General features: G+C 57.8%; 19 protein-coding genes and 2 pseudogenes. 12 read left to right on the top strand and 9 right to left on the bottom strand.

Annotated elements, in window-relative coordinates; translation table 11 throughout:
- Positions 1 to 704: 704 nt before the first annotated feature.
- The 3 genes from AC3WVQ_RS31680 to AC3WVQ_RS31670 all read left to right on the top strand — a co-directional run bounded on the left by AC3WVQ_RS31680 (position 705) and on the right by AC3WVQ_RS31670 (position 4541).
- Positions 705 to 1931 (top strand): low temperature requirement protein A, encoded by a 1227-nt coding sequence (locus tag AC3WVQ_RS31680; RefSeq protein ID WP_192444507.1) that lies wholly within the window; start codon positions 705 to 707, stop codon positions 1929 to 1931.
- A 297-nt stretch (positions 1932 to 2228) separates the two neighbouring features.
- Positions 2229 to 3101 (top strand): alpha/beta fold hydrolase, encoded by an 873-nt coding sequence (locus tag AC3WVQ_RS31675; protein WP_060609818.1) that lies wholly within the window; start codon positions 2229 to 2231, stop codon positions 3099 to 3101.
- 600 nt (positions 3102 to 3701) lie between these two features.
- The gene (locus tag AC3WVQ_RS31670; protein WP_234824498.1) at positions 3702 to 4541 is read left to right on the top strand and encodes a sigma-70 family RNA polymerase sigma factor; all 840 of its coding nucleotides are present in this window, start codon (positions 3702 to 3704) and stop codon (positions 4539 to 4541) included.
- 31 nt (positions 4542 to 4572) lie between these two features.
- Here AC3WVQ_RS31670 and AC3WVQ_RS31665 read toward each other — a convergent pair whose 3' ends face one another.
- From AC3WVQ_RS31665 to AC3WVQ_RS31645, 5 genes and pseudogenes are all read right to left on the bottom strand, one after another.
- A complete protein-coding gene (locus AC3WVQ_RS31665) occupies positions 4573 to 5145 on the bottom strand; it encodes an HD domain-containing protein (protein WP_492383446.1) in 573 nt (190 codons plus the stop codon).
- A 63-nt stretch (positions 5146 to 5208) separates the two neighbouring features.
- Positions 5209 to 5634: a CBS domain-containing protein gene (locus tag AC3WVQ_RS31660; protein WP_060609849.1), complete on the bottom strand. Its 426-nt coding sequence runs from the start codon at positions 5632 to 5634 to the stop codon at positions 5209 to 5211.
- Positions 5635 to 5657: 23 nt separating this feature from the next.
- Positions 5658 to 5792, bottom strand: a pseudogene (locus AC3WVQ_RS31655) (DUF2934 domain-containing protein); the annotation flags it as partial.
- Positions 5793 to 7086: 1294 nt separating this feature from the next.
- On the bottom strand, positions 7087 to 7677 hold the full coding sequence (locus AC3WVQ_RS31650; protein WP_492383445.1) for a DNA-3-methyladenine glycosylase: 591 nt from the start codon (positions 7675 to 7677) through the stop codon (positions 7087 to 7089).
- A gap of 459 nt (positions 7678 to 8136) precedes the next feature.
- Positions 8137 to 8367: a DUF2934 domain-containing protein gene (locus tag AC3WVQ_RS31645; RefSeq protein WP_034798762.1), complete on the bottom strand. Its 231-nt coding sequence runs from the start codon at positions 8365 to 8367 to the stop codon at positions 8137 to 8139.
- A 791-nt stretch (positions 8368 to 9158) separates the two neighbouring features.
- Between AC3WVQ_RS31645 and AC3WVQ_RS31640 the strand changes: the two genes are divergently transcribed.
- Entirely contained in the window at positions 9159 to 9479 is a 321-nt protein-coding gene (locus AC3WVQ_RS31640) for a hypothetical protein (protein WP_492383444.1), read from the top strand.
- A gap of 793 nt (positions 9480 to 10272) precedes the next feature.
- Here the strand turns inward: AC3WVQ_RS31640 and AC3WVQ_RS31635 are convergent.
- Together AC3WVQ_RS31635 and AC3WVQ_RS31630 are read right to left on the bottom strand one after the other, a co-directional pair.
- The gene (locus tag AC3WVQ_RS31635; protein ID WP_051659462.1) at positions 10273 to 10890 is read right to left on the bottom strand and encodes a response regulator; all 618 of its coding nucleotides are present in this window, start codon (positions 10888 to 10890) and stop codon (positions 10273 to 10275) included.
- 429 nt (positions 10891 to 11319) lie between these two features.
- Positions 11320 to 11541, bottom strand: coding sequence for a BON domain-containing protein (locus tag AC3WVQ_RS31630; RefSeq protein WP_082566427.1), 222 nt, complete (start codon positions 11539 to 11541; stop codon positions 11320 to 11322).
- A gap of 265 nt (positions 11542 to 11806) precedes the next feature.
- Here AC3WVQ_RS31630 and AC3WVQ_RS31625 point away from each other — a divergent pair, with 265 nt between their 5' ends.
- The 4 genes from AC3WVQ_RS31625 (at position 11807) to AC3WVQ_RS31610 (ending at position 14487) form a co-directional block, all read left to right on the top strand.
- The gene (locus AC3WVQ_RS31625) at positions 11807 to 12088 is read left to right on the top strand and encodes a DUF1236 domain-containing protein (RefSeq protein WP_492383443.1); all 282 of its coding nucleotides are present in this window, start codon (positions 11807 to 11809) and stop codon (positions 12086 to 12088) included.
- Between the two features lie 100 nt (positions 12089 to 12188).
- Positions 12189 to 12344: a DUF3309 family protein gene (locus AC3WVQ_RS31620; RefSeq protein WP_034798754.1), complete on the top strand. Its 156-nt coding sequence runs from the start codon at positions 12189 to 12191 to the stop codon at positions 12342 to 12344.
- Positions 12345 to 13379 (top strand): DNA topoisomerase IB, encoded by a 1035-nt coding sequence (locus tag AC3WVQ_RS31615; RefSeq protein ID WP_492383442.1) that lies wholly within the window; start codon positions 12345 to 12347, stop codon positions 13377 to 13379.
- A gap of 895 nt (positions 13380 to 14274) precedes the next feature.
- Complete coding sequence (locus AC3WVQ_RS31610) at positions 14275 to 14487, top strand: hypothetical protein (RefSeq protein WP_060516716.1); 213 nt, start codon at positions 14275 to 14277, stop codon at positions 14485 to 14487.
- Between the two features lie 242 nt (positions 14488 to 14729).
- Here AC3WVQ_RS31610 and AC3WVQ_RS31605 read toward each other — a convergent pair whose 3' ends face one another.
- Positions 14730 to 15221, bottom strand: coding sequence for a YciE/YciF ferroxidase family protein (locus AC3WVQ_RS31605; RefSeq protein WP_034798750.1), 492 nt, complete (start codon positions 15219 to 15221; stop codon positions 14730 to 14732).
- A 582-nt stretch (positions 15222 to 15803) separates the two neighbouring features.
- On the opposite strand from AC3WVQ_RS31605, the gene AC3WVQ_RS31600 reads away from it, so the two are divergent.
- A complete protein-coding gene (locus AC3WVQ_RS31600) occupies positions 15804 to 15977 on the top strand; it encodes a DUF1328 domain-containing protein (protein WP_034798746.1) in 174 nt (57 codons plus the stop codon).
- 242 nt (positions 15978 to 16219) lie between these two features.
- Here the strand turns inward: AC3WVQ_RS31600 and AC3WVQ_RS31595 are convergent.
- Positions 16220 to 16410: pseudogene (locus tag AC3WVQ_RS31595) on the bottom strand (hypothetical protein).
- 490 nt (positions 16411 to 16900) lie between these two features.
- Between AC3WVQ_RS31595 and AC3WVQ_RS31590 the strand changes: the two are divergent.
- The 3 genes from AC3WVQ_RS31590 (at position 16901) to AC3WVQ_RS31580 (ending at position 21414) form a co-directional block, all read left to right on the top strand.
- Entirely contained in the window at positions 16901 to 18847 is a 1947-nt protein-coding gene (locus AC3WVQ_RS31590) for an ABC transporter ATP-binding protein/permease (RefSeq protein ID WP_492383441.1), read from the top strand.
- Positions 18848 to 18967: 120 nt separating this feature from the next.
- A complete protein-coding gene (locus tag AC3WVQ_RS31585; protein ID WP_082936617.1) occupies positions 18968 to 19228 on the top strand; it encodes a DUF982 domain-containing protein in 261 nt (86 codons plus the stop codon).
- 389 nt (positions 19229 to 19617) lie between these two features.
- Positions 19618 to 21414 (top strand): adenylate/guanylate cyclase domain-containing protein, encoded by a 1797-nt coding sequence (locus tag AC3WVQ_RS31580; protein ID WP_492383440.1) that lies wholly within the window; start codon positions 19618 to 19620, stop codon positions 21412 to 21414.
- The last annotated feature ends 215 nt before the right edge of the window (positions 21415 to 21629 follow it).

The following is a 21629-nucleotide window of genomic DNA, read 5'->3' as shown; positions in this document are numbered from 1 at the left end:
TTTAGCCCGGATGGGCAAATAGAGTTCCGGCAAGCGGTGTGATAGCGAGCACCAGTCGTCTTCGGACGGGGAGGAGACGGCCAGAGGCCTGGCGCTCCAATCATAGCGACAGGCCTCGCCTGGGGATCCTTTGGCTAGTTTCCACGAGGACGCAAACGTTTTACGTCCTCGACAGGAAAAGAGACGACCATTCCCAAGCGGCATGATCCCGACAGGGGAGCAAAATGGGCTATGATTGGAACGGCACGCGGGTACGTTGGATGAAGGCTTTGCGACTTGGGACCGTGGTCGCGTTGGCGGCTGTGTTGATATCGGTAGCAACTCAGGTTGTATCCAACGCGCTCTAACCTGCAGACCGAGGCCTTCCGTGCATATGCGTTGTATCGCGGTGACTGTAATGTGGGCGCGTGAAGATCGTTGACCCTGCTCAGCGCTTAGACAACCCAGAGTACCGCTTTGCGCCTTCTAGTTCGGATCCCGCATGAAATGGAGTGTGTGGACGGCTCTCGAGGGGCGGTTTCTGTCGAAGTGGGCATCATCAACGCCCCGCTTTGCAAGCGAGCGGCCCCTTCGAACAGGGGGAATAGTTGTAAGCAATCGTGCTCCTCTCCAATCCCTTCAGAGGCCTTCTCCTCATCGAGTGGGATATTGCTGGAACTCCGTCCCGCTCTACCTCTTTCTCCATCTCGGGCGGAGGAACAATAATGCACCCAGCGTCGCGACATCGAGCGGCAGAACCGACAGAGGCCAAGGGGGCGGCAACTGGAAAGCAATGGATAAGGAAGGCCGACGCCGACCAGACCAGAGCAAGCTTTCCCGAACTGTTCTTCGATCTCGTTTTTGTGTTCGCTTTGGTCCAGCTCGCAAAGACACTTGCTAGCGACTTCGGCCCCACAGCCCTTGTCGAGGCGGCGCTGCTCATTCTTGCGATCTGGTGGATCTGGATTCACTCGACCTGGGTTACAAACCTTCTCGATACCGAGCAAGATCCAGTACGGCTGATGCTCTTTCTCCTGATGTTTGGGGGTATCCTGCTGGCTATCGCCTTGCCGGACGCGTTTGGAGACCATGGATTTGCATTTGCGGTGATCTACTGCGCCATTCAGATAGGGCGTTCCTTTTTCATGCTCTACGCCTATCATCGCGTCGATCCGGCCTCTTTCCTGACGTTCCTGCGGATTACCCTCTGGCTAGTCCTTGCAAGCGCCTTCTGGCTTGTGGGTTCTCAAATGGAGACGACTCCGCGAATTGCATTTTGGAGTACCGCTCTTCTCGTCGAATATCTGGCTCCGGCCCTGCGGTACTATCTTCCTGGCCTGGGGAAATCAGCGCCCGAGACGTTGGACGTTTCTGGCAAGCATATGGCAGAACGTTGTGCGCTGTTCGTAATCATCTGCCTCGGTGAAACGATCCTGACGACCGGCCGCAACGCCGCAGAGCACATGGCGGACGACATGACCTTCGCTGTCTTCTGCAGCGCGTTTTTAAGCACCGGTTTCATGTGGTGGATCTACTTCCATCACGGCCAGGAAAAAGCCGCCAACAAAGCGGAGGCTACGTCGAAACCCGAGACATTGGCGCTCAATCTCTTCACATACGGCCATCTGCCAATCGTTTCTGGCGTCATCCTGACGGCAGTCGGAGAGGACTTCAGCCTGTCCCATGCCAAAGATGAAAGCACGATGCAAACCGCTCTGGCGATACTCGGAGGCCCGGCGCTTTTTTTGGCTGGCAACATCTGGATAAAGTTGGCCGCGGCGCACCAGTTCCCGATTTCGCACATTGTCGGGTTCGCGATCCTTGCCCTTGCAGGAGTGCTTTCTGCGCTTGCCGCCAATTATCATCTCCAGTTTCTGGCGACAGCGACCCTCTTTGGCGTTGCCATTTGGGAGTATCTGGCATTGCGTCGTGCTTCGGCTTCGACGGCATAACCGGAGCGCGAAGACGGCCGGCATAGCCGATAATCGAGACTGGGAAGGCGCGCCGGCGTCAGCAACATTAGGGCGCGGATCATCTGTCGCTTCAAGATATATGCGCAAGATATTGAAATTGAATGCGCTGTCGCCCTTGCGGCAACCTTCGGGTATCCAGCATATTCGCTCGCCGGTTCCCCGAAAGGGAACAACCGGCGATGGTACCAGTTATCTCCCGGTCACGAGCGGCTGCGCTTGTTGGTGATCGGTCGATGCCCTTCGAAAGCAGTCAGCTCATCGTGTGGAGGATTAGCTATGGACACGCTGGTACGGCATCGGCGGATCATGGTTGCCGGCATTGAGGTCTTCTATCGGGAAGCTGGACGACAAGATGCTCCGGTTGTCTTGCTACCACACGGATATCCGTGTTCATCCTACGAGTTTCGAAATCTAATGCCGCGGCTTTCCGACCGCTGGCACCTGATCGCTCCGGATTTCCCCGGTGCGGGCTACAGCGGGACGCCGGAGGATTTCGACTACAGCTTCGACGGATACGCAGCCTTTCTGAGCAGCTTCATCGACGCACTTAAGATCGATCGCTTCGTTCTGTATCTGCATGATTTCGGATCGCCGATCGGAATTCGCATGGCCATTCTACGGCCGGCATCCGTCGTCGGGCTCATCATTCAGAACGGCGACATCCCCTATGAAGATGCCTTGGGCCCCAAATATGCAGACATTGAAAAGACCTGGGCGCTTCCGTTGCCGGAAATGAAACGCGCATTGGCCGAGGCGGTGACCGAGGAGATTTTCCGGGAAGAGTTCCTGAACGACCTGGAGCCTAGTCTCGCAGAGGCCATTCCTCCCGACCTATGGAAACTGCATTGGTCCCTCATGACACCAAAGCGGAAGGAAATCGCCGTCAACCTGATCGCAGGTTTGAAGGAGAACCGGTCATGGTTTCCGCAACACCGCGGATATTTGGCGGACCATAAGCCCCCTGCCCTCATCGTCTGGGGACACAACGACCACTACATGCCGGAGAAATCTGCCCGAGCATATCTCCGCGACTTGCCGGACGCCGAACTTCATTTCATAGATGGCGGGCATTGGCTCCTAGAGACCCACCTCGATCAGGTAGCGCTGCTTATCCGTGATTTTCTCGCGCGGATTCACAATCGGCGGTAACCTGCCGGCCAGCTTCGACAATCGCGCTTTTTACGGCGCCGTGCGTTCCAACAAACGCTCAAAGGATGAGAGGCTGCGCGACTGCGCAGATGTCGGCTGGAACAAGCTGTCCATCTGGCAGTTAAACGCCTTGGAGCCACATCGATCTACAATCTTAAGGTTAGTGATGCAGCTGCATCGACGAATGCCCGACGCAGCTGCGTCCGGCATCCTGGACACTAGAAAGCCCGTCTAGCAGGTGGCAATAGCCATCGCATATGCCGGCCCTTCGTGCAGGGACCAATGGTTTTCCAACACAGATAAGCTCCGCGTGCTTTGCACCCGGAGCAAATGCCCCTCGCGATCCAGTATCACCGGCTCGTTCCAAAGCCGGTCAACCTCCAAATCCATCATTCCGAATGCCTCCTTGGTGGTCGCCGGCGCATCAGACTGCTCTGGGACCGACGACCGCGAACAGGTTGAAGAAATGAAGCTTGGCTATTCCGATCTAGTCCGATCGCCGGCGCGTAGTTCGGCACGGCTGACAATGGTCCTCAGCTCCTCGCTAAGAGCATTTTGGGAGGCGAACGCCATTCCCGGCACTACACCTGGATCTTCCTCGTGGCCTTGGATGACAAGGTCATCGCGAAGGTGTTCCATCAATTTGTGCCAGTAATCCGGATCGCCTGCCGCGATCGTCATAAGCGCGGTCAGGATCTTGCGGTGGGCCATCAGTTGCAGTTCAAGCGCTTCCATCGGGAACCTCGCTTTCCGTTCGAGCAGCCTTCAAGATCTTCGTGCAGGCACATCCACGACACGAAACAAAAACAAGCGCAGGGGGCGTTGGTTCCCGGCCGGCGCTGCCTTAAAACCCAAGGGAACTTAATTGTCGGCCACGCATTGACTAACATTGAAATCCGGCAACCCCGAAAGGCAGCTACAATGCCTTCTATTCCAGTTCTCGACGATCAGACGCGGCCGCTTGAGACGCAGGTGGTCGATCTGATCCCGGCCTTGCGCGCATTTGCGCGAACCTTTGTCAGTTCAAGCTTCGAGGCTGACGATCTCCTGCAGGAAACGCTGTTTCGCGCGTTGCGCGGTATCGATGGTTTTCAACCTGGAACAAATCTCAAATCCTGGCTTTTCACAATCATGCACAACGCGTTTCGCACGCAGTACAAGCTGCGTAAGCGCGAGGCGCCGGGTGCCGTCAACTGCGCCGACCTTCCAATTCCCATTCCGGCCCCGCAGGATTGGTGCGTGTTGAATGGCGAGTTGCGTACCGCCCTCGAGGGGCTAGCACCCGACCACAGGGAAGTACTGGTACTCGTTGCCGGATACGGCCTCAGCTACAAGGAGGCAGCTGATATGTGCGATTGTGCGATCGGCACCATCAAGAGCAGGCTCAGCCGTGCGCGCGACGAACTTGCCTATCGCATGAATGGTGTTCCCCTCGAGTGATCGAGCCTTGCGCCCCGCTGACGACCATCTTTCAGAACCGGAGAACAAGATAGATCAAAGCGGCCGCTGCCATTCCCAAAAGCAAAGCAAGTCGTTTTGCAACGCGATCGGCGGCTTCGCGGCGGATCTCGCCAGCCTCACCCCGAGTTGATGACGCGGCGATCTTTCGGTCGGCGGACTCACTTTCCGCCCGATGACCGTCGTACGCTGCCGCAGCGTCGAGCAGAACCAGTCTTCGCCTATACTGCGTCCCATCCTTGCCTTGCCTTTCCACTTGGGAGAGATTGTCCAAAAGGTCGGCGCGTTTTACGACAGCTGCAAGCGCGTTTGACGCAGCGCGGATCGTTAAGGCATCCTTCGTTTCCCCGGTGCGGTGCGTCAGGCTTTCAACGGCGGCCACCACCTCCGGGGAAAAGCCAGAATCAAGCAGTCGCTCCGATGTCCAGCCAGGCGCCTTTTCGACAACGTCATGAAGAAAGGCAACACTCTTGGCTTTGTCGCCGTCAACGGCCTCGGCCACCCGTTGGCAGTGGCGGATATAGGGTTCTCCAGCCTTGTCTAATTGGCCCGCGTGCGCGTGAAGGGCGACTTCTCTCGCCCACACACTCGGATGCAGAGAGAACGGGAGGGCGCCACGAGGGGCGCTGTTCGCGGACGCCGGCCATCGCTACTGAGTCCGGTTATGTAGCCCATCGGGGCTCGTCACGCTCCGCAAGCCTATCCCGGCAAGGGAAGGGTCCCGTCGCGCTGCGTCAGCCAGCGAAACGATGCCGACAAGCCGCTTGTTGCGGTCAACGAACGGCAGGTGCCGGTTCTGCGCGTCGCCCATGTTGGGCGCAACATCGGACACCTCCTGGTCATCGAAGCAGTATTTGACGCCGGCCGTCATGATCTCGGCCACGCGCGCACGATCGTCACGCCCGTCACCCACACAACGCTCTGCGAAAGCCCGATAGGTTATCATCCCAACCAACCGATCGTTGTCGCCAACGGGAAGAAGGCCGATACCGCTCTCGGCCCCTTCCAGTGCGATGGTGGTATCCTCGGGGCTCGCAACGCACACATCCTTGGTCATAATGTCAGCTACTCGCATGGGTCTACTCCGCTCGATGACGGTCATTGATAGGCCGTCCGGCCCTCTGGTTCCGTCTGTTCCGCCGCTCGGTCGTGCGAGCGCTCTCTCGTCGGTACATCACCCTCCGGCCGTCCCTCGTTCGCCCAGATTTCATAGGCACGCCGGCGAATGAGTTCTTCAGGCTTTGACCCACGGCCAACCGGTCAACCGCGTATTTGTTCCAGGTGGGGACTATCGGACCGTTACCGGAACAATCAGAGCCGCGACGTTTCGCTGTGCAACCCGTTGGGCAGTTAAGAAAGAGAGCGGAGGTTTTGATGACTGTTGCTATTGCTAGTCATAAGATTGGAATTGCATCCGGACGCTGCGAGGTCAATCTGCGCCAGCGGCAGGTCGATCTACGCGACAATTACAAATATTCGCTCCCGGAAACGCCATCGCCAAGGTAAGCGGGGGGCCGGAGTCGAGGAAACGGGCCGCGAGACTTCGTTCGCCGAGGCATCCAGATCCAGGACGCTGTCAGCGACCGCCTCACCGATGCCACCTAGATCGACGCCTCTGAGATCGGCAGCGTGTCCGGCGTAACTTTGGTTCAGAACGATCGGCGCATCACCCGGCACGTCCGCGAGGTGTCGGGACGGCCGGGAGGCGCTCATTGCTATGTAGAACGCAATGCTCAGCAGGTACTGCGGTATATCTGCCCATAGATCAGCCCCTGATGGATTGCCCCCATTCTTCTTTCAGCGTCCTCGAGCGAATAGGCCTCGAGCGTCAACGCCCAAAGTCGGTCGTCCATCCAGTACTCCACTCCGTAAAGATACATCGGCCGGCCAAGGCTATCATGTGAGGCACAGTCCGGGTCAGGAGCATCTCGTGTGGCACGTGCGGATTGGAGATCGATAATCACTGGTAAAATCCTCTTTCGACCCGCCTAAAACGATCTGCCGGGGCGACCTGCGCGGCGTTTATCAAGGTCAAACCGGCCGGAGGTCTGATGGTTCCGACATTTCCCACGTGCCGGCTCTCATATCGCCTAATTGACCGAGCCACTCCTAAGGGTCGCAAGCTCAAGTTGGACCCAGAAGCGTTGCCAAGCAGCTGAAGAGAGGCGTCGTTTGTTTGGTCGAGCTTTAAACGCCGTCCTTCGAGACGGTCACCTTATCCAAGATCGATTGCGCCGAGCATCGTCGCCATTACGAAAACGTCCGGCTCGCCTCCTGTAACAACAACCGTTCCGACACTTCCAAGCCCGAGTGTTCTTTCCAACCTCCCCGTGATCCCGGGCGAATAGGTGCACTTGTCGAGAATGCGAGCGGGCGGAATCAGGATTTGCAGGTTGGGGCGCATATCAAATCGCTTCAGTCGTTCTCGAGGATCATCGGGATGGCTAAATCTGGAAAGGAGACATCGAACAAATCTTCCAGCATTTATGACGAGAAGCTCTACGCCCCCGCAAAATCCCGGCCAGTTCTAAACTGGAACGGGATCGGGAAACGGGTGGCTCAAAAAGGCAGAGCCTTGCGCTCCGAACCGCCACCGCACGTCGGCAGCCCTCGTGACCCCAATACGAGGGCCTCGGCAGACATCCGTTTCGCCCTCCCCAACAGTGAGATAAAAAGGGGCCGCAAAGAGCGATCGTCCGTCAAGATGGCGGGTCACTCCGAGAGCTTGGCAAAGGCGTCCTGGCCCCGCGCACAAGACGGTTTCCCTGGCTGTCCCGCGCCTGATCCGCATCGTTCCAAGGCCCGTTTGCGGCTCGATCGCTCGGAGCAATACCGCGCTTGCGTTGTCGCAGACGAAGTTGAGGCACCAATGCAAACCGTAGGACCGGTAGACGTAAGCGGTGCCGGCGGGGCCGAACATCGCGTTGTTCCGGGCAGTTTTTCCAACGTAACTATGAGAGGCGGGATCCTCCCGCCCGTAAGCTTCCGTTTCCACGATCTTGCCGCCGATCCCATTTACTTCCAGAATGACGCCAATCAAAGCCTCCGCGACGGAAACGGCATCGCGCCCAAAAAATGCTGGAGTGATCCTTTCCAGTTGGTTGGGGTCGTGTCGCATGGTTACTCGCTAATCTTTTGGACTGCTTCAAGGCGTGGCATTGTCGAAGGCGGCGTTCGGCTGGTGCCAGAACCGTCTCGATACTCGAATACGTAGGCCGTGGGGCCCTCATTGCCGGCCACAGCGGCAGGAGCGACTGCACCCATTGCTTCGGGCATCGGATTCATTCAGCGCCGTAGCGAAAGAGGCGGTTTGGACAGCAGCGCCTTGGCATGGGCGATAAGCGGCTTCGTCATCCAGGCCCATTCGATTTGGCCACGTCGGGTGATGGAATCACCGCCTCTTTCCCGTGTGTACCTCACGCACAGGAAACTTCGATGCTAATGATCTGCACGAAGATCAACCTGCATTGCCTAGGGGTCCTAGGAAACAAGCGCCTGCTCTTTCGATCGCTCTTCCCAATGCGCCGACACCGCTTCGATACTCAGGTCCTTTCCCAGTCACGTCGTAGGAAGAACACTACTCCGCGTCCTCCGACGGCCGCCCGGCTTCCCCGCGCGGCGCGGTGGATGGAGCAACAATGGTGCCAGTTTGATCATCCCCGGTTTGACTGTTGGGAGGCAGACGCTCATGTTCCGCAATCTCCCTACTTGCTTGCTCCCAATGCCGGCGCTCCTGGCCCTCGGGGCGCCCCTCACGCTCCCAAATCTCGTAAGCGCGTCGCCGGATGAGTTCGTCTTTATCGTTCATGTTCAAGTACCTCCCTGCAGCCGTTGATCACTGAACCGAATACCGTCGCGTTTGTTCCAGCGCAGGCACAAGGTTGCTAGGAATTCATCGGGCACCGCCTCAGACGAGGCGCCCGGGCATCCTTATCCAATATGTAATCGGGGGGCTGAAGGGGGTTTCGATGACCTTGACAGAGCCAGAGTTCCTAGGCCGTAATTTTTCGAGAATGCGGTATACTGGCTGAGCGAGTTCGGCTTCGATGGCTGCGGCTCGATGCCGTCCAGGCTTGGGGCGGGGACGTAGCCGGGGAGATCATACTCGATGGCGACTGGTCGAAGCGCGCGCCCGTATCCTCCCACCACGGCGCAGTGCTCCCAACGTCAGTAACATCCCCGGGTGAGGCAATAGGCGGGGTCAAATCTTCATTTCGCTTGACACCTCTCGTCGTTGGAGACGAGGAGCGCAGGCGTGATGTGATCCCTTATCGACTGCCGCACAGGCCGACCAGGTTTTCATTCAGTTGGAACGACGATTTTCCTTACGCCATCCATAAGATCGCAACCGGCGAAACCGGCGGTCACTACCGGCCCGATGCTGAGGCGCCGTCGCGCAAACTGACCGCCCTATGGCATTTTTCGCGCATTTCCGGGTCCTGGTTACGATACACCCGTCTCTTCTGAGGATCCGCGGTCGGAGATGGCGGAGCACGAACGTGCCCGCCTCATCGACGATCTCGTGCTTATGCCGAGGGCGGTTAAGGACAGCGGGCTGGAAAACCAGCATCCATATCCCGCGCTAAAGAAGGGAATCTGGTGGCTCGAAATGCACCTCTTGGAGGCAATATTTTTCTGCTCATCTTGTTTTTCGTCGCAGGCACTCTCGTGCAGCCGGCGATGGGACAGGACACGATTACCCGAATCAAGCTCTGCTCGCTCAAACCTCCGCAGCACCATATCGCTCCCAGCATACAGCGGACCGGCCGCTCGTTTCTGCCGCCATTGGGAACCTTTGGCGACGGCAGCGATTGGATATCCGTTGTCCCGGCCTGGCGGGTCGAAGGGATGATGACCTTCGAGCCGAGGACGGCATTGACGGAAATGGCAATGGAGAAACGCGATGGCCGAGCAGCTTGATGAACGAGGCGAACCCGAGAGAACGACCCACGGCGCTAGCCGGACGAGGTTCTCGGCGCGGGAAACCCGTCAGGCGGGAATGGGTGTCCGTGTTTTCCTGGTGCTTGCCGCAAGTCTTTTCCTGGCGCTGCTCGCATGGGGATTTGTAGAATGGAGCCAGCCCGACGCCAGTCAAACAGGATCGGTAGAGCCCTCGCAACAGGCTCCGATGGAAAAGCCGCGGAGCACTGAACAGCTTCCGAGCACCGAGAGCCCGCAAGGCACGGTTCCGACAGACCGCACCCCCACCCGGCAGTCAGGCTCGGGCGCACCGAGGGAGAATTAACCCCAAACGATACCAACAGGTAAATGGGTACGAGGCCGCGCGGTTCCGCTCATAGTCGAATTGACCCCGACATAGCCTTGAAGGGTCTGCGCCCCGGCCAGGGAGGGGCCAGGCAAATCTTGCGGTTGCGGCGGAGGACTTGCGGACGTTGTACCGGATAAGGTCATCGCGTCGTTGGATGCGGTCAAAGTCCTTCGAAGCTATGACGCGGTATTCGCCGTCAAGCTCGATCGAACGCGCAACTTCTCGGAACCAAGCACAGTGCACCTTGTTCTCCTCATGAAACGAGGAGCAAGGACGTGAACCCTCAAGCCCGCGATCCGGGCGAGCGATTGCCGCCTGTACCACCGCCGAACGAGGGGCCGCGCCCGATCAGGGAGCTCGACCCCGAAGACATGCCGGATGAGAAGAGAACGCCAAATCCGGCCGCCCATTCACACCCATCACGGCTTTCGCACCACAAATGTCTTAATTCAGTCCATACGGGCTCTCGTCATGGATGGCCGCCAATAAATCGTGCAACCAGGCATCGAGGCCCTGAGACCTGCGCCTTGTCCCGGCTAGCGCGATAGCGCGCTCAAGCGTACGCTCAACGAGCAGGTCGGCGGCCTCGGGAGGCGCTCCGGCCATCAGGAGCCGCGCCCTGTAGCGCAGCTCCGGTATAAGTTCACAGACAGATTGATCGGTTAGTCCGACATATAGTGGCGCCAAGTTTGACAGATTTTGGAGGTGTTGCTCAAAGACAGCATTTACGAGATCCGACGCGCCTGCACACTTGCTTAACCGTGCGGCCGACCGGAACCGTTCGGGCACGCTCATGTCGTCGTAACCACTAAAAAAGACCACGGGTACCGATCTGAGCGCGAGTTCGTCCGCCACGGGAAAGATCAGCTCGCCATTGAGGTTAATATCCAGAACAGCAACTTGAACGTCGAAAGCCTGAGCAAGGCTCTTCAACGTTTCTTTTACTGTGGGCGTTGGGCCAATTATTGTCGCACCGGCCTTTTCGAGCCAAAGTGCGATATCATTTGCGACAAAAAATTCGTCCTCAGCAACTAGCACCCGCAATTGCTGCAGGTCCGGCATCACAAGCCATCCTTTTGCATTCTGACCACCTCAGTGTTTCCGGCGCGAGGGCCTGCTGATCGATTTCGTCGCCTGCCGTTTGTCCAGGGCTCGTTGCAGCCTAATGGCAAGGATCAGCAATCGATCCGGTACGTCATCAACTGGCACCGCATCGCTCTCGACCGGTCGGGACGCCACACCGCCTACCAGCAACTCCTCGTTTTCATCCTCGGCTTTTTTTCCCGGTGCCATCGTCTCAAACCTTGGTTATCCGAATGCCGCTCTTTCGGTCGTCCTCGCCGCCTATGGCGGCGCTTAAGAAGGATACGCTGTCGACAGCGAGAAGCCAAGCTTCCAAGCCCCAGGACATCCTGCGCTGGCAAATGGGTCACGAAAAGTCAGCGAGCGTACCGGGCATCCGATGAATCCGAACGCCGCTCGCCGCTGTGGTCAGGGGCGCTCGAACGAATGCGGCTGTGCGACCTTATCAGGTGGGTTGCCCAGGGGCACGGTCACCGTCTTTGTCGTTGAGCGGACCCGTAAGTTGTTCTGAACGTGGGGAACTCCGGAGAACAATTCGGCACAATCTTCAGCCCGGTGTTTGGCCTGCCTGCTCGATACTTCCCACGCAAGCGTCACCTCGCCGCTAGCAACCGCTACGTCGGAAGACATCGAGTCCCGACGGTCGCGGTAGCGGCATCCAATTGCTTCCTCACGTTCATCCTCCTTGTCTAGCAGCACTTCCGAGAGCTCCCACCTTCAAGACGCTGAAGCAGGTGCTCATGACGCCAGGACTTTAAAGCCGCTGCTGTGACCTCTCGCGTCGAAGAGACATCGTCACCGACCTTTGGCGTCAGGCGGTATGCAGCCGCTCCGGGAGCGCATTGGAACCAAATGCTCTAAAACGGGTTTGAGGGAACAACTAGGAGAGCTGATCATGAAGAGAACCGTCATGGCGAGCTTGCTGGCGAGCCTGTCTTTCGGCGGCGGCGCCGTTGCGCAAACTGCAACAGTCATCGTACCGGGCGAAGCTCAAACCTACCTACTTGACCAGAGCAGCCCTTCGGACGTGTATCAAGGCGACATCGCTCTAGGCACCCGTCTGCCTGATACCGTCGAAATCCAAACGTTTCCTGATCAGCCGGACTATGGATATGTCGTTCAAACGACCAAGGGTGATGATCAATCGGCAACGACGCGCGGTGATCGCGATCCTTAAATGACCCTCCTCCCGAGTTTCGATGCTAGAGCCCCCCGCTCGGCAAGTACGGGGGCAAACCGACGAAAACGACTTTATCGCTGTGTAAGGAGACCGCAAAATGCTTGGAACCGTACTTTTAGTCATTCTCATCCTGCTGCTCATCGGCGCTTTTCCGGCCTGGCCCCATTCATCCGGCTGGGGTTACGGTCCGTCTGGCGTTCTGGGTGTGGTGGTGGTCGTTCTTGTGATCCTCCTTCTGATGGGACGGATCTGATTGAGCCGGCGGGAAAGTCCGCAGGTAGGCGATGGCGCCGACCTCATCTACGTCTCCGACACTGAACCGGGTTACACCCGGTTTCGTTCCTCAAGCGGCTTTGTCTATCGGCGTCCGAACGGTGAACAGCTAAAAGATTCCCGCGTTCTTGCCCGTATCCAAGCGCTTGGCTTGCCCCCAGCTTACGAGAACGTCTGGATCTGCATGCAGCCAAACGGTCATCTGCAGGCGACAGGTTATGATGCGCGTGGTCGAAAGCAATATCGATATCACCAAGCATGGCAGGAGATGCGAAGCAACGCCAAATACAGCCAGCTTCCAGCTTTTGCTAAAACGCTCCCCCGCCTGCGACGCCGGATCCGCAAGCATATGGAGGGGCCTGTGGACGACCCTTTCACCGTACTTGCTGCCCTTGCGGCGCTGCTCGACCACGCGCCCCTTCGCATTGGAAACTCGACATACGTGAAGGAGAACGGGAGCTATGGCGCCTCAACCCTTCTTAAGCGCCACCTCAAGATTACCGACGATAGCATCGAGCTCAACTTCAAGGGCAAGGGCGGGCAACGTATCCGAAGACGGCTGAGAAATCCGCGACTGCAACGCTTACTTGAGGGAATCGCCGAACTCCCGGGTCGCCAGCTCTTCGTATCCGTGGGGCAAGACGGAAAACCCGAGCCAATCGAGTCGGGGCGCTTTAACCGCTATCTCGCAGAGATCAGCGGGGCGCCAATTTCGGCCAAAACGTTCAGAACTTGGGCTGGGAGCGTTGCCGCATATTCTGCCGCTCGCCAAGCATTCGCTCAGGGTCGACGCCCGACGATCAAAGAAATGTGCAACGCGGTGGCAGAGGCGCTGCACAACACGCCGGCCGTTTGCCGTAAGAGCTACGTGCATCCGGCAGTCCTCGCTCTGGCGCAAGCCGAGCAGAAAATCCCGCGGGTAAGGCCAAACGCAAAAGCCGTACCCGGACTTCGCGCCGACGAAATGCAGTTCCTGCGCTTTCTTAATTGGCTCGCCCGGCACGCACAGGGTTAGGGCTGTCCATTGTGCCTAAGTCTGCGGATAATGGCAGCCTCATCAGATTTCCAAAGCTTGCCGCAGAGTCTGGTCGATCAGCTTCTGCACCAGAAAGCCCATTTTGCGGTAAGACTCGCGTGCCGAAACTCCTGCGGCGCCGCTTATCGAGTTGTTTCAGTCCGGGCCGCATAGCCTGAAATGACCAGGCCTACTCTCAATGCGCGGTGGTTCAAGTTTTGGATTGCTCTGTTCGCGATCCCGGTGAGTGCATCTTCTTGGCTCGCGCGGGGGAAAGCAATATCGCAAGCCGCGGCAGTACCTCCCCCTTTTCTGCTGCACCTTCGGACCGCCGTCAGCCAATGCCGGTTTGTCGGCTAGGCTCCTCTACCCCAGTCGCGACCTTCGAGGCCAGTGAGGATGCTCTCGATCAATATCGCTCAACGACAATATCCGGACTGCGTGCGTGCTAACGTCGACGACGACGAGGCGACGAAACTTCGCTCCCAATCGCCCTTTCGTAGATGGTTCCTCATTCGGGGAAGCCGCGGCGCAAATCGCTGGAACGAAACTGTGGTTTGTATGTTTGGCTGGCCGAGGAGTGCACGGAGATGCGCATGGACACGTCGGCGCGAGATGTCAGCCCGCACAACACACCGGATTCCGATGCAGACGGCGTCGTCTGGCCTGAGAAACCGTTTGGCTCGGTCAAAGCTGATGACTGAGTGAGCTCGGGCTTTAGATCGACGGCATCACAGTCGGCCAACGAATGCTCAGCGCTTGTAACCGGAAAACGCAAGAAGCTTGTCCGTCTACAATCTCATCTGGCAAGGTTCACCGAATGCACGGACCGCGCCGACGGAAGGTAGACGGGAGCTCGGCTCGCCGGCACCTCTTCGATAAAGGAGGTTGAAAAATGCCCATGCTATTACGTTTTCTCATCTGGCATTTGTCGTCTGGATTTGCACTGGGAGCCCTCACCGCACTGGTAATCGCCGTTAGCTTCCCGCACGCGCTCGGTCATGATCGTGCGATCGAGCCCGTTGCTCTTTTCCTTCAGATATATGCCTTCGGGGCGTCGTTTGCTCTCGGCAGCCTCGGCACCGCGCTCATGGGAAAGATCGATTGATTTCGTGGCGCCGAGCCGAGTATCGTCGCGCTTAGCGACGCCCAGTCCTGGTTCGAGTATTTTCCGAACCGGCGATTGTAGTTTCGACGCTGATGCTTGTGTTGCAGTGGATATTCTTGCGCTATCGCGGCTCGCCCAAATCAAAGAAGGTCGACGCGGCAAACCATCAGATCACAAAAGCCTAGCTGTTACGGGGTCTGGGGGCGAAGGGCGCATCGGCCCTCCGCCTAGAATATCGTAAGTTAAGCTGCAGCCTTAATATTTGCAGCGGACAAAGCCAACTTGCTCAAAGCCTTGTCAGTCGCACCCTCTTCCTGAAGGGTCTGATCGAGCAAGGCGACGGCGGCGTCCAACCCAAGCTGCTTGGCCCAGGTCTTCAGGGTGCCATATCGCGCAATCTCATAGTGTTCGACCGCCTGGGCCGCAGATATCAGCCCGGCGTCAAGGGCCGGACTTCCCTTGAACTCCTCGATGATTTCTTCGCCTTCGGCAATCAGGCCTTGAATAGCTTCACAGGTTTTACCCTGTGCGCGCTTGCCGATAATCTCGAAGACCTGTTGCAAACGCTCCACGTGGCCTTCCGTTTCATCGCGATGCTTTTCGAAAGCGGCCTTGCTATCAGGGGATTGCGCAGCCCGCGCCATTTTAGGCAGTGCCTTTAGTATCTGCCGTTCGGCGTAGTAAATGTCCTTCAACGTTTCGTGAAACAGCATGTCTAAAGTCTTCTCCGGCATGGCAACCTCCTTCGCCTTGGTGGGGAGCGGTTCTAACACCGTCCGGCTTCAAAGGTTCCGCAGTGGAACAAAAAGCACGAGTCGCTCTTTGAGGGGTTTACGCAAACCTCAAAGCCGGGTGATCCGCCAAACAAAGGATACGTCGGCAATCACGGGAAAGAACCAATCGATCTCGGGCAGTGGCGAGCCGGTTTCAGCGGACGTGCCAAGATCATAAATCCGGTCTCGCGGAATTCACTGCCGCCTTGGTTTGCCCGCTTGGACGGCTGCCCGCCGGAACGGACCAAGCCGAAGGAGAAGTCGTCGCGGCAGTTGGCATGGCTCTTCGCGCGATAGAGGAGCGCATAACACTCCGCGAAAAATGGCTGACGATGCGCGCGGCAGTGACCGTACTGCCGCCGCGAGAGCCAGTAAATCGGCGGGCGGAAGAGAGAGCAGGGATGCCGCGGCCTTGCGGCATGAATTGGACCAGGAGTTTGCACCGATCCGGCGTGACGTCACAACTTAAAGGCGCCTGGAACAATACTCACGGCTGCGGGTTCAATGCCCAGATGATTCGTTTCGGCCGTCGGGGAGAAACATATGCTAAAGTGGGCTATTATATTTTTTGTAATCTCGGTCGTAGCAGGCTTGCTTGGCTTCTCGGGTGTTTCTGCAGCAAGTGCTGGTATAGCGAAGATCCTCTTTTACGTCGCTCTGGCGATATTCGTGCTGTTTCTCGTCCTTGCCTTCATGGCAGGAAGCATTGCCTTCTAGCGCGAAGGTTCTGCGCCGAGGACGGCGCAGAACCTTGTCCTGAGACCTGAAGATTGTGAATTTGGCGTTACTCGGCGCGATCCGGCTATTTTTCGTCAAAGCCCACATCCCATTATTTTTCGGAGTATTATGGCCCGGCGCCTGACGATGGCCTATCCTTAGACCCGGTCACGCAGTTGGTTTTGCGCTTGCAACGCCGCTGCTTTTCCGTCCGCCTGCGAAGGAACGCATTGCCCTTCGCTTCATTTTTTTGTCTTCAACGCATCGGATGGACGCTCCGGTTCGCGGTTGTTTTCGCCCACGGCGTCGCGATCGGAATCTGGTCCGTCTTTCGCTGGGAGATACCCCCGAGGTCTGCTCTCCTCCGGGCCTCCCAACGAGGAGACTGGTCGGTGGTGCCCGGTGCACCGTTTTTCGGTTTGTCAATGCCCATATGCAACTCCTCTCCTCCCACCCAACCAGAAAGCGGCGCACAGGTTCCGTGCCACGGCCTCCCGTGGGACAAATCAGGTTTCACGACGAGAAGCGCGGTCTCCCCGCCTCAACAGAAACTGCGCCCGCTTGCCGGACACTTTCGAAAAATCCGCTGCGCCGAAGTGGAGGACCGATTCCCGCAGGGAAGCCTCTGTAACTCGTCCAGCAGCCTCAGTTGATAATCTGAACGACACTACGAGTGCCAGTGTCCAGCACCGCGCGGTTGCCGACTACGACGTAGCGATACTTGATGTCTGGCCTCCGATGTTGAACTCACGTTCCGGCGTCGCCGCTTAGCTATCGGCCCTACGGCGAGTAGGCTGCCGGCCTTAAGATCCTCCTGATCACCTGTCGCGACCAAATCGCTTGCAAGGACCCTGCTTTTCGTCGGCCATCAGATCATCAGCATTTGACAAGTCCGATCCTTACTCCAATTCAGGAAGATGAGCTTGAGTGAAGTCGTGCGCGGCAAGGCGCATCGGGCAACAGCACGGTTTAAACGGTTCTTCGGCGAGAAACGGCGGCGCCCAAGCAGCCCCGTATCCTCGATGCGTAGCTTCTGGGGGCTGTTGTTCGCTTACTGGCTCTCTAATCGCTGGAGAGACGCTTGGGGCCTGACCATTCTCATCCTGCTGCTTACCGGATTGTCGGCTCAGGCAAGCGTATGGTTCGCGCTGACCTCAGGCGAATTGGTCAATCGGATCGCGAATTTCCACCACCCTACGGTACCGACAACGCCTGCGTCGCTTCTAAAGACCGCAGCGACGCTTGCTGCGATCGCGATCACAAGGGACGCGGGGTTTACTGCGGTCCGTCACTTCCTTTCGACCAGCCTACACCGAAAATGGCGCCAGTGGTTGGATGAACGCTTCAATCAGGCACTTCTCGATTCCAGTCACACCCACTTCCACTTGCAACAAAATGGCTTTGGTGGAGCGGGTGAAGGGAACACGTCATCGCCGGACAACATCGATCAGCGGGTGCAGGAAGCAATAAAGGGCATGACCGGCGGTGCAATCGGTCTGGGCATCGGCATCGCCGGGGTGGTGCTATCGCTCGCGTTCGTTGGCGGTAAGCTGATCGAAACGTCGAGCCCGATCCGAGGGCTTGACGTTCTTGGGGGCTACGGCAGCGCCTTCCTGACGCTGCTGGCGATTGCGATCTACGTGCCCCTCAACACATTCATTGCGGCCAAGCTGGGAGGTATCCTTCAGGGTCTGTCTATACGCATTCAATCGGCGGAAGGCAGTTATCGCAGCGAACTCAACCAGTTCTTGCGCCGCAGTTTTCACGTTGCGGTTATCAGAGGGGAGCCAGCGCAAAAGGCGCTCAATGTGCGCCGGTATCAAGATATTGACCACACATGGGCGAGGCTCAATCGGATTACCGCCGGCTATATGGGCTTTGAGCTGGTGCATAATTTCATCGGCTCACGCATCGTGGCCTACGCGCCGGGCCTGCTTCCCTATGTCGACAAGACCATCAGCCTACAAGACTATGTCACCGGTGCCGAACTAGCGACGGCCCTCATCAACGAATGCTCATGGTTTATTCATGCGATGCCTGACATCGCGACACTGCGGGCGGACGCGCGGCGCATAACAGAGCTTGCGGAAGCGATAGAAACGGTGCAGCGACCACAAGACTACTATGCTCAAAGTGGACCCGCCGCGTTTGAATATACCATAGCGGAAGCCGTAGAAGGCGGCTTGACCATCCATTCGGTCGAGCTCCTCCATACTGGTGAGGACGAGCCCTTTTTGACCGCCATTGAACTCAATTTCGCTCCGGGCGAGTGGACTTTGGTGATGGGTGAATCGGGGAGTGGAAAGACCTCACTTCTCAAGGCGATAAACGGTCTTTGGCCGCACGGTCGGGGCAAGATCACGTTGCCGGACGGTTTGCGAACTCTCTTTGCGGCCCAGGAGGTCAAACTACAGGGCGTTTGCCTGAAGGATCTCGTCTGTCTTCCGGATGACGCCCGTGAGCATAAGGACGCTGCGGTTTCCACGGCGCTTGAAGAAGCGGGGCTCCATGAAATTTCTGGGGAGCTCTTTGATGAGGGACGCGAGGGGCAGCAGTGGGACAAGCTGTTGTCCGGGGGTGAAAAGCAGAAGCTTGTTCTTGCGAAAGTCCTGTTGCTGAAGCCGGGTTTGCTCTTCCTTGACGAGGCAACAAGCGCTCTTGATGGGCAGGCGGTGCAAGCGTTTTATCAAGCGATCAAAGAGAATTGCCCGGAGGCGACGGTTATTGCCATTATGCACGATACCTCCTCGATCCAATCGGAGGGCGGAATTGATTTCTTCGATAGCGTGCTGGTGATTGAAGGAGGCATTGCTGAAAAGATGTCTATTTCGGCGTGGCGTTCTGCGCAGACGAACGCCCCACTTCGGTGATGCGGCAAGGCGTCGGCGGCACGTGACCATCGTGGCGAACCCGTGTCTCTCAACTACCAAGGCGATGGTTGGAACAATGCTTCCCGCTAGACGTTCTGTGCCGAACCGGAGTCAACGCAAATGCAAACCATCATTTGGGATAATCCTGTCAGGATTGGCGTGAATGGCGAGCGGTGTATCCACGGACCACAGGATGCCCTGCAATATCTGAGTGAGTTGCCCCAGGGCGGATGGTTCTATGAACGCGCAAGGAATCGCTGCCATGGCGCATTAGAGCGCGGCGAAGCGCTGGATCTGTCACGGAAAGCCTTCATTGGCGCAGCGATTGAAGGTTCATTCCCGATCCTCGATGACGACGTTCCTGCTATTCGGGAACCGTGATCACGAGTGACGGCGATTTTGCCCCTCGCCGTCGACGCTAGCTCTTCCCATCGCTCGCGCGAAATTGACCTGAGATCATTGACCACCTGAATATCGGCGAACAGACCGATGAGCAATTGCATGGGCTTTGCCTGGCGGCAAAGGGGGCTTGCATTTCCTGATCGATTTAATCGCGTTCAGATCCAAAGGTGGGCCAGATAGGGGCATTCGACCCAGGGTGAATCAAAATCGATCACGGCGCCCGTTCCGAATTCGAGTCCTACACGCTTCCAGATCTCTTCGACCAGCACAATCTCCAAATCAGGAGATGGCCGCAGAGGCGTCGCTGGGCTATTGTTGTTGGGTTCGGTTTGTGTAGCCAAGAGCAATTGGCAGCAAGGGGCGAGGAGATGAGCATCCTCGGAGAACGCAGACTGGCGGCAATCTTCGTTGCCGATATTGTCAGCTATTCACGTCTCGTCGAATTGGACGAGGCGTCAACTCTCGTGGCAGTCACGGACCTGCGCCGGAGACTGTTCGAGCCTCTCTTGGCGCAGCATCATGGGCGTCTCTTCAAGCTGACGGGCGATGGCCTGATCGCCGAATTCGGTTCCGTCGTCGAGGCTGTAGCCTGCGCCGCTGCGGTTCAAAAGCAATTGCCTGATTGGCAGGCGCGAATACCGGCTGAGCGCCGGATTGTCTTGCGTATCGGCATCAATCTTGGCGACGTACTGGTGGATGATCAGGACCTTTTGGGAGACGGTGTCAACGTGGCGGCCCGATTGGAACAGTGTTGCCCGCCAGGCGGTCTCCTTATCTCCGGGACAGTCTACGACCAGCTCTCTGGGAAACTCGACTGTCGGTTCGAGTTCGCGGGCGAGCAGCGTCTGAAGAATATTTCACGGCCGGTGCGGACTTACAGCTTGGTATTCGACAACGTCCTTGAGGGTGCGAAAGTCGCCTGGGCGTCGAGCGATAGACCTACGGTGGCGGTCTTGCCGTTCGAAAACATGAGCGGCGATCCCGAACAGGTCTATTTCAGCGACGGTATCAGCGAAGACATAATTACGGAGCTGTCGCGCTTTCGCGAGCTCATGGTCATCGCGCGAAACTCTTCCTTCTCGTTTCGGGGGAAAAATGTGGACGCTCGCGAGATAGGGCGTTCGCTCGGGGTTCGATACCTCGTCGAGGGCAGTGTCCGTCGCGCAGGCGAGCGCGTTCGCATCACGGCCCAGCTCATTGATGCTGGAAGCGGTGCCCATTTCTGGGCGGAACGATACGATCGCGCACTGGAGGACGTCTTCGCCCTTCAGGAAGAAATCTCCCAGAGCATTGTCGCAATGGTGGCCCAACGAATTATCCAAGATAGCGAGGTGACAGCCCGGCGACGTCAGCCGGAAGACATTCGGGCCTATGACCTCTTCCTCCAGGGGAATAGATTTTCCGACGTATTCACGCCTGAGGCCCAAGCACGTGCGCAAGCACAATTCGAAGAGGCACTCCAGATCGATCCAGGCTTTGCCCGCGCCCATGCGGGCCTCGCCTGGATTTATCTCAATCGTTCGGTCGAGATGAGCGTCGGAGTACCACGAGAGAAGGACGAGAACCGGATCGAGGCGTTTCACCAGGCCAAAGAAGCACTGGCGAAAGACCCCAACGATGCCCGGGTGCACTCCACCTTCGGATACATGTGCTTGATGTGGCGCGACTTCGAGCGGGCCGAGCGGCATTTGGGCCTTGCCCGGACCCTAAACCCTAACGATCCGCTGATCCAGATTTTCTGGGCCTGGGTCCAATCGTGCATCGGAAAGCCCGAACTGGCTCTGCACGCAGCCGAGATTGCTTTTCGACTCAACCCATGCCACCCGCCCTGGTATAATTATTATCTTTCGCACATCATGTTTCGGCTCAGGCGCTACCAAGAGGCGGCCAGTCTATTGGAACAACTAATACTGGACGCACCAGGCCGGCGACACCCGCGGTACATGGCTTTGCGCGCGGCTGCCTTCGGTCACTTGGGGCGTCTCGAAGAGGCGCAGCAGTGTGGCAAGGCTTGCATCGCAGCAGTCAGCGCGTCGTGGCAAGGCGATCCGGCTGCCGGCCCAAGCGAACATGTAGATTGGCTCGTGGACGCTTTGTATCTCCAAAGGGCCGAGGATGCAGATCGACTGCGTGAGGGCCTGCGCCTCGCCGGCTTACCGGCTTGAGTATCAAGTCTGGCGATGGCTGGCCCGACCAAAGGAGAGCCTAATCGCCCTGTCAAGGAGCACTTCGCAATTCAGTGGCCGCGGCAATGCCATTCGAGAGCTTCCGCTCGTCACTTGGGTCGGACAGTCCGAGCGATCGAAACTCGCTCCCGGGCTGTGCCTTATTCGACACGCCAGCGAAGCCGGGCGCGTTGCCTGAAACCGGGCTGCGAAGG

The sequence above is a fragment of the Ensifer sp. EB106-05-01-XG146 genome (assembly GCF_058791875.1).
This window is presented reverse-complemented; position numbering and strand designations above follow the sequence as displayed.

Excerpts from the sequence above, each read along its gene's own strand:
- AC3WVQ_RS31630 (WP_082566427.1), bottom strand. The coding sequence starts at position 11,541 with ATGTCTTCCGACGTAGCGGTTGCTAGCGGCGAGGTGACGCTTGCGTGG.
- AC3WVQ_RS31675 (WP_060609818.1), top strand. The coding sequence starts at position 2,229 with ATGGACACGCTGGTACGGCATCGGCGGATCATGGTTGCCGGCATTGAG.
- AC3WVQ_RS31585 (WP_082936617.1), top strand. The coding sequence starts at position 18,968 with ATGCAAACCATCATTTGGGATAATCCTGTCAGGATTGGCGTGAATGGC.
- AC3WVQ_RS31650 (WP_492383445.1), bottom strand. The coding sequence starts at position 7,677 with ATGCGACACGACCCCAACCAACTGGAAAGGATCACTCCAGCATTTTTT.
- AC3WVQ_RS31610 (WP_060516716.1), top strand. The coding sequence starts at position 14,275 with ATGCCCATGCTATTACGTTTTCTCATCTGGCATTTGTCGTCTGGATTT.
- AC3WVQ_RS31580 (WP_492383440.1), top strand. The coding sequence starts at position 19,618 with ATGAGCATCCTCGGAGAACGCAGACTGGCGGCAATCTTCGTTGCCGAT.
- AC3WVQ_RS31635 (WP_051659462.1), bottom strand. The coding sequence starts at position 10,890 with ATGCCGGACCTGCAGCAATTGCGGGTGCTAGTTGCTGAGGACGAATTT.
- AC3WVQ_RS31645 (WP_034798762.1), bottom strand. The coding sequence starts at position 8,367 with ATGAACGATAAAGACGAACTCATCCGGCGACGCGCTTACGAGATTTGG.
- AC3WVQ_RS31625 (WP_492383443.1), top strand. The coding sequence starts at position 11,807 with ATGAAGAGAACCGTCATGGCGAGCTTGCTGGCGAGCCTGTCTTTCGGC.
- AC3WVQ_RS31620 (WP_034798754.1), top strand. The coding sequence starts at position 12,189 with ATGCTTGGAACCGTACTTTTAGTCATTCTCATCCTGCTGCTCATCGGC.
- AC3WVQ_RS31680 (WP_192444507.1), top strand. The coding sequence starts at position 705 with ATGCACCCAGCGTCGCGACATCGAGCGGCAGAACCGACAGAGGCCAAG.
- AC3WVQ_RS31660 (WP_060609849.1), bottom strand. The coding sequence starts at position 5,634 with ATGCGAGTAGCTGACATTATGACCAAGGATGTGTGCGTTGCGAGCCCC.
- AC3WVQ_RS31600 (WP_034798746.1), top strand. The coding sequence starts at position 15,804 with ATGCTAAAGTGGGCTATTATATTTTTTGTAATCTCGGTCGTAGCAGGC.
- AC3WVQ_RS31605 (WP_034798750.1), bottom strand. The coding sequence starts at position 15,221 with ATGCCGGAGAAGACTTTAGACATGCTGTTTCACGAAACGTTGAAGGAC.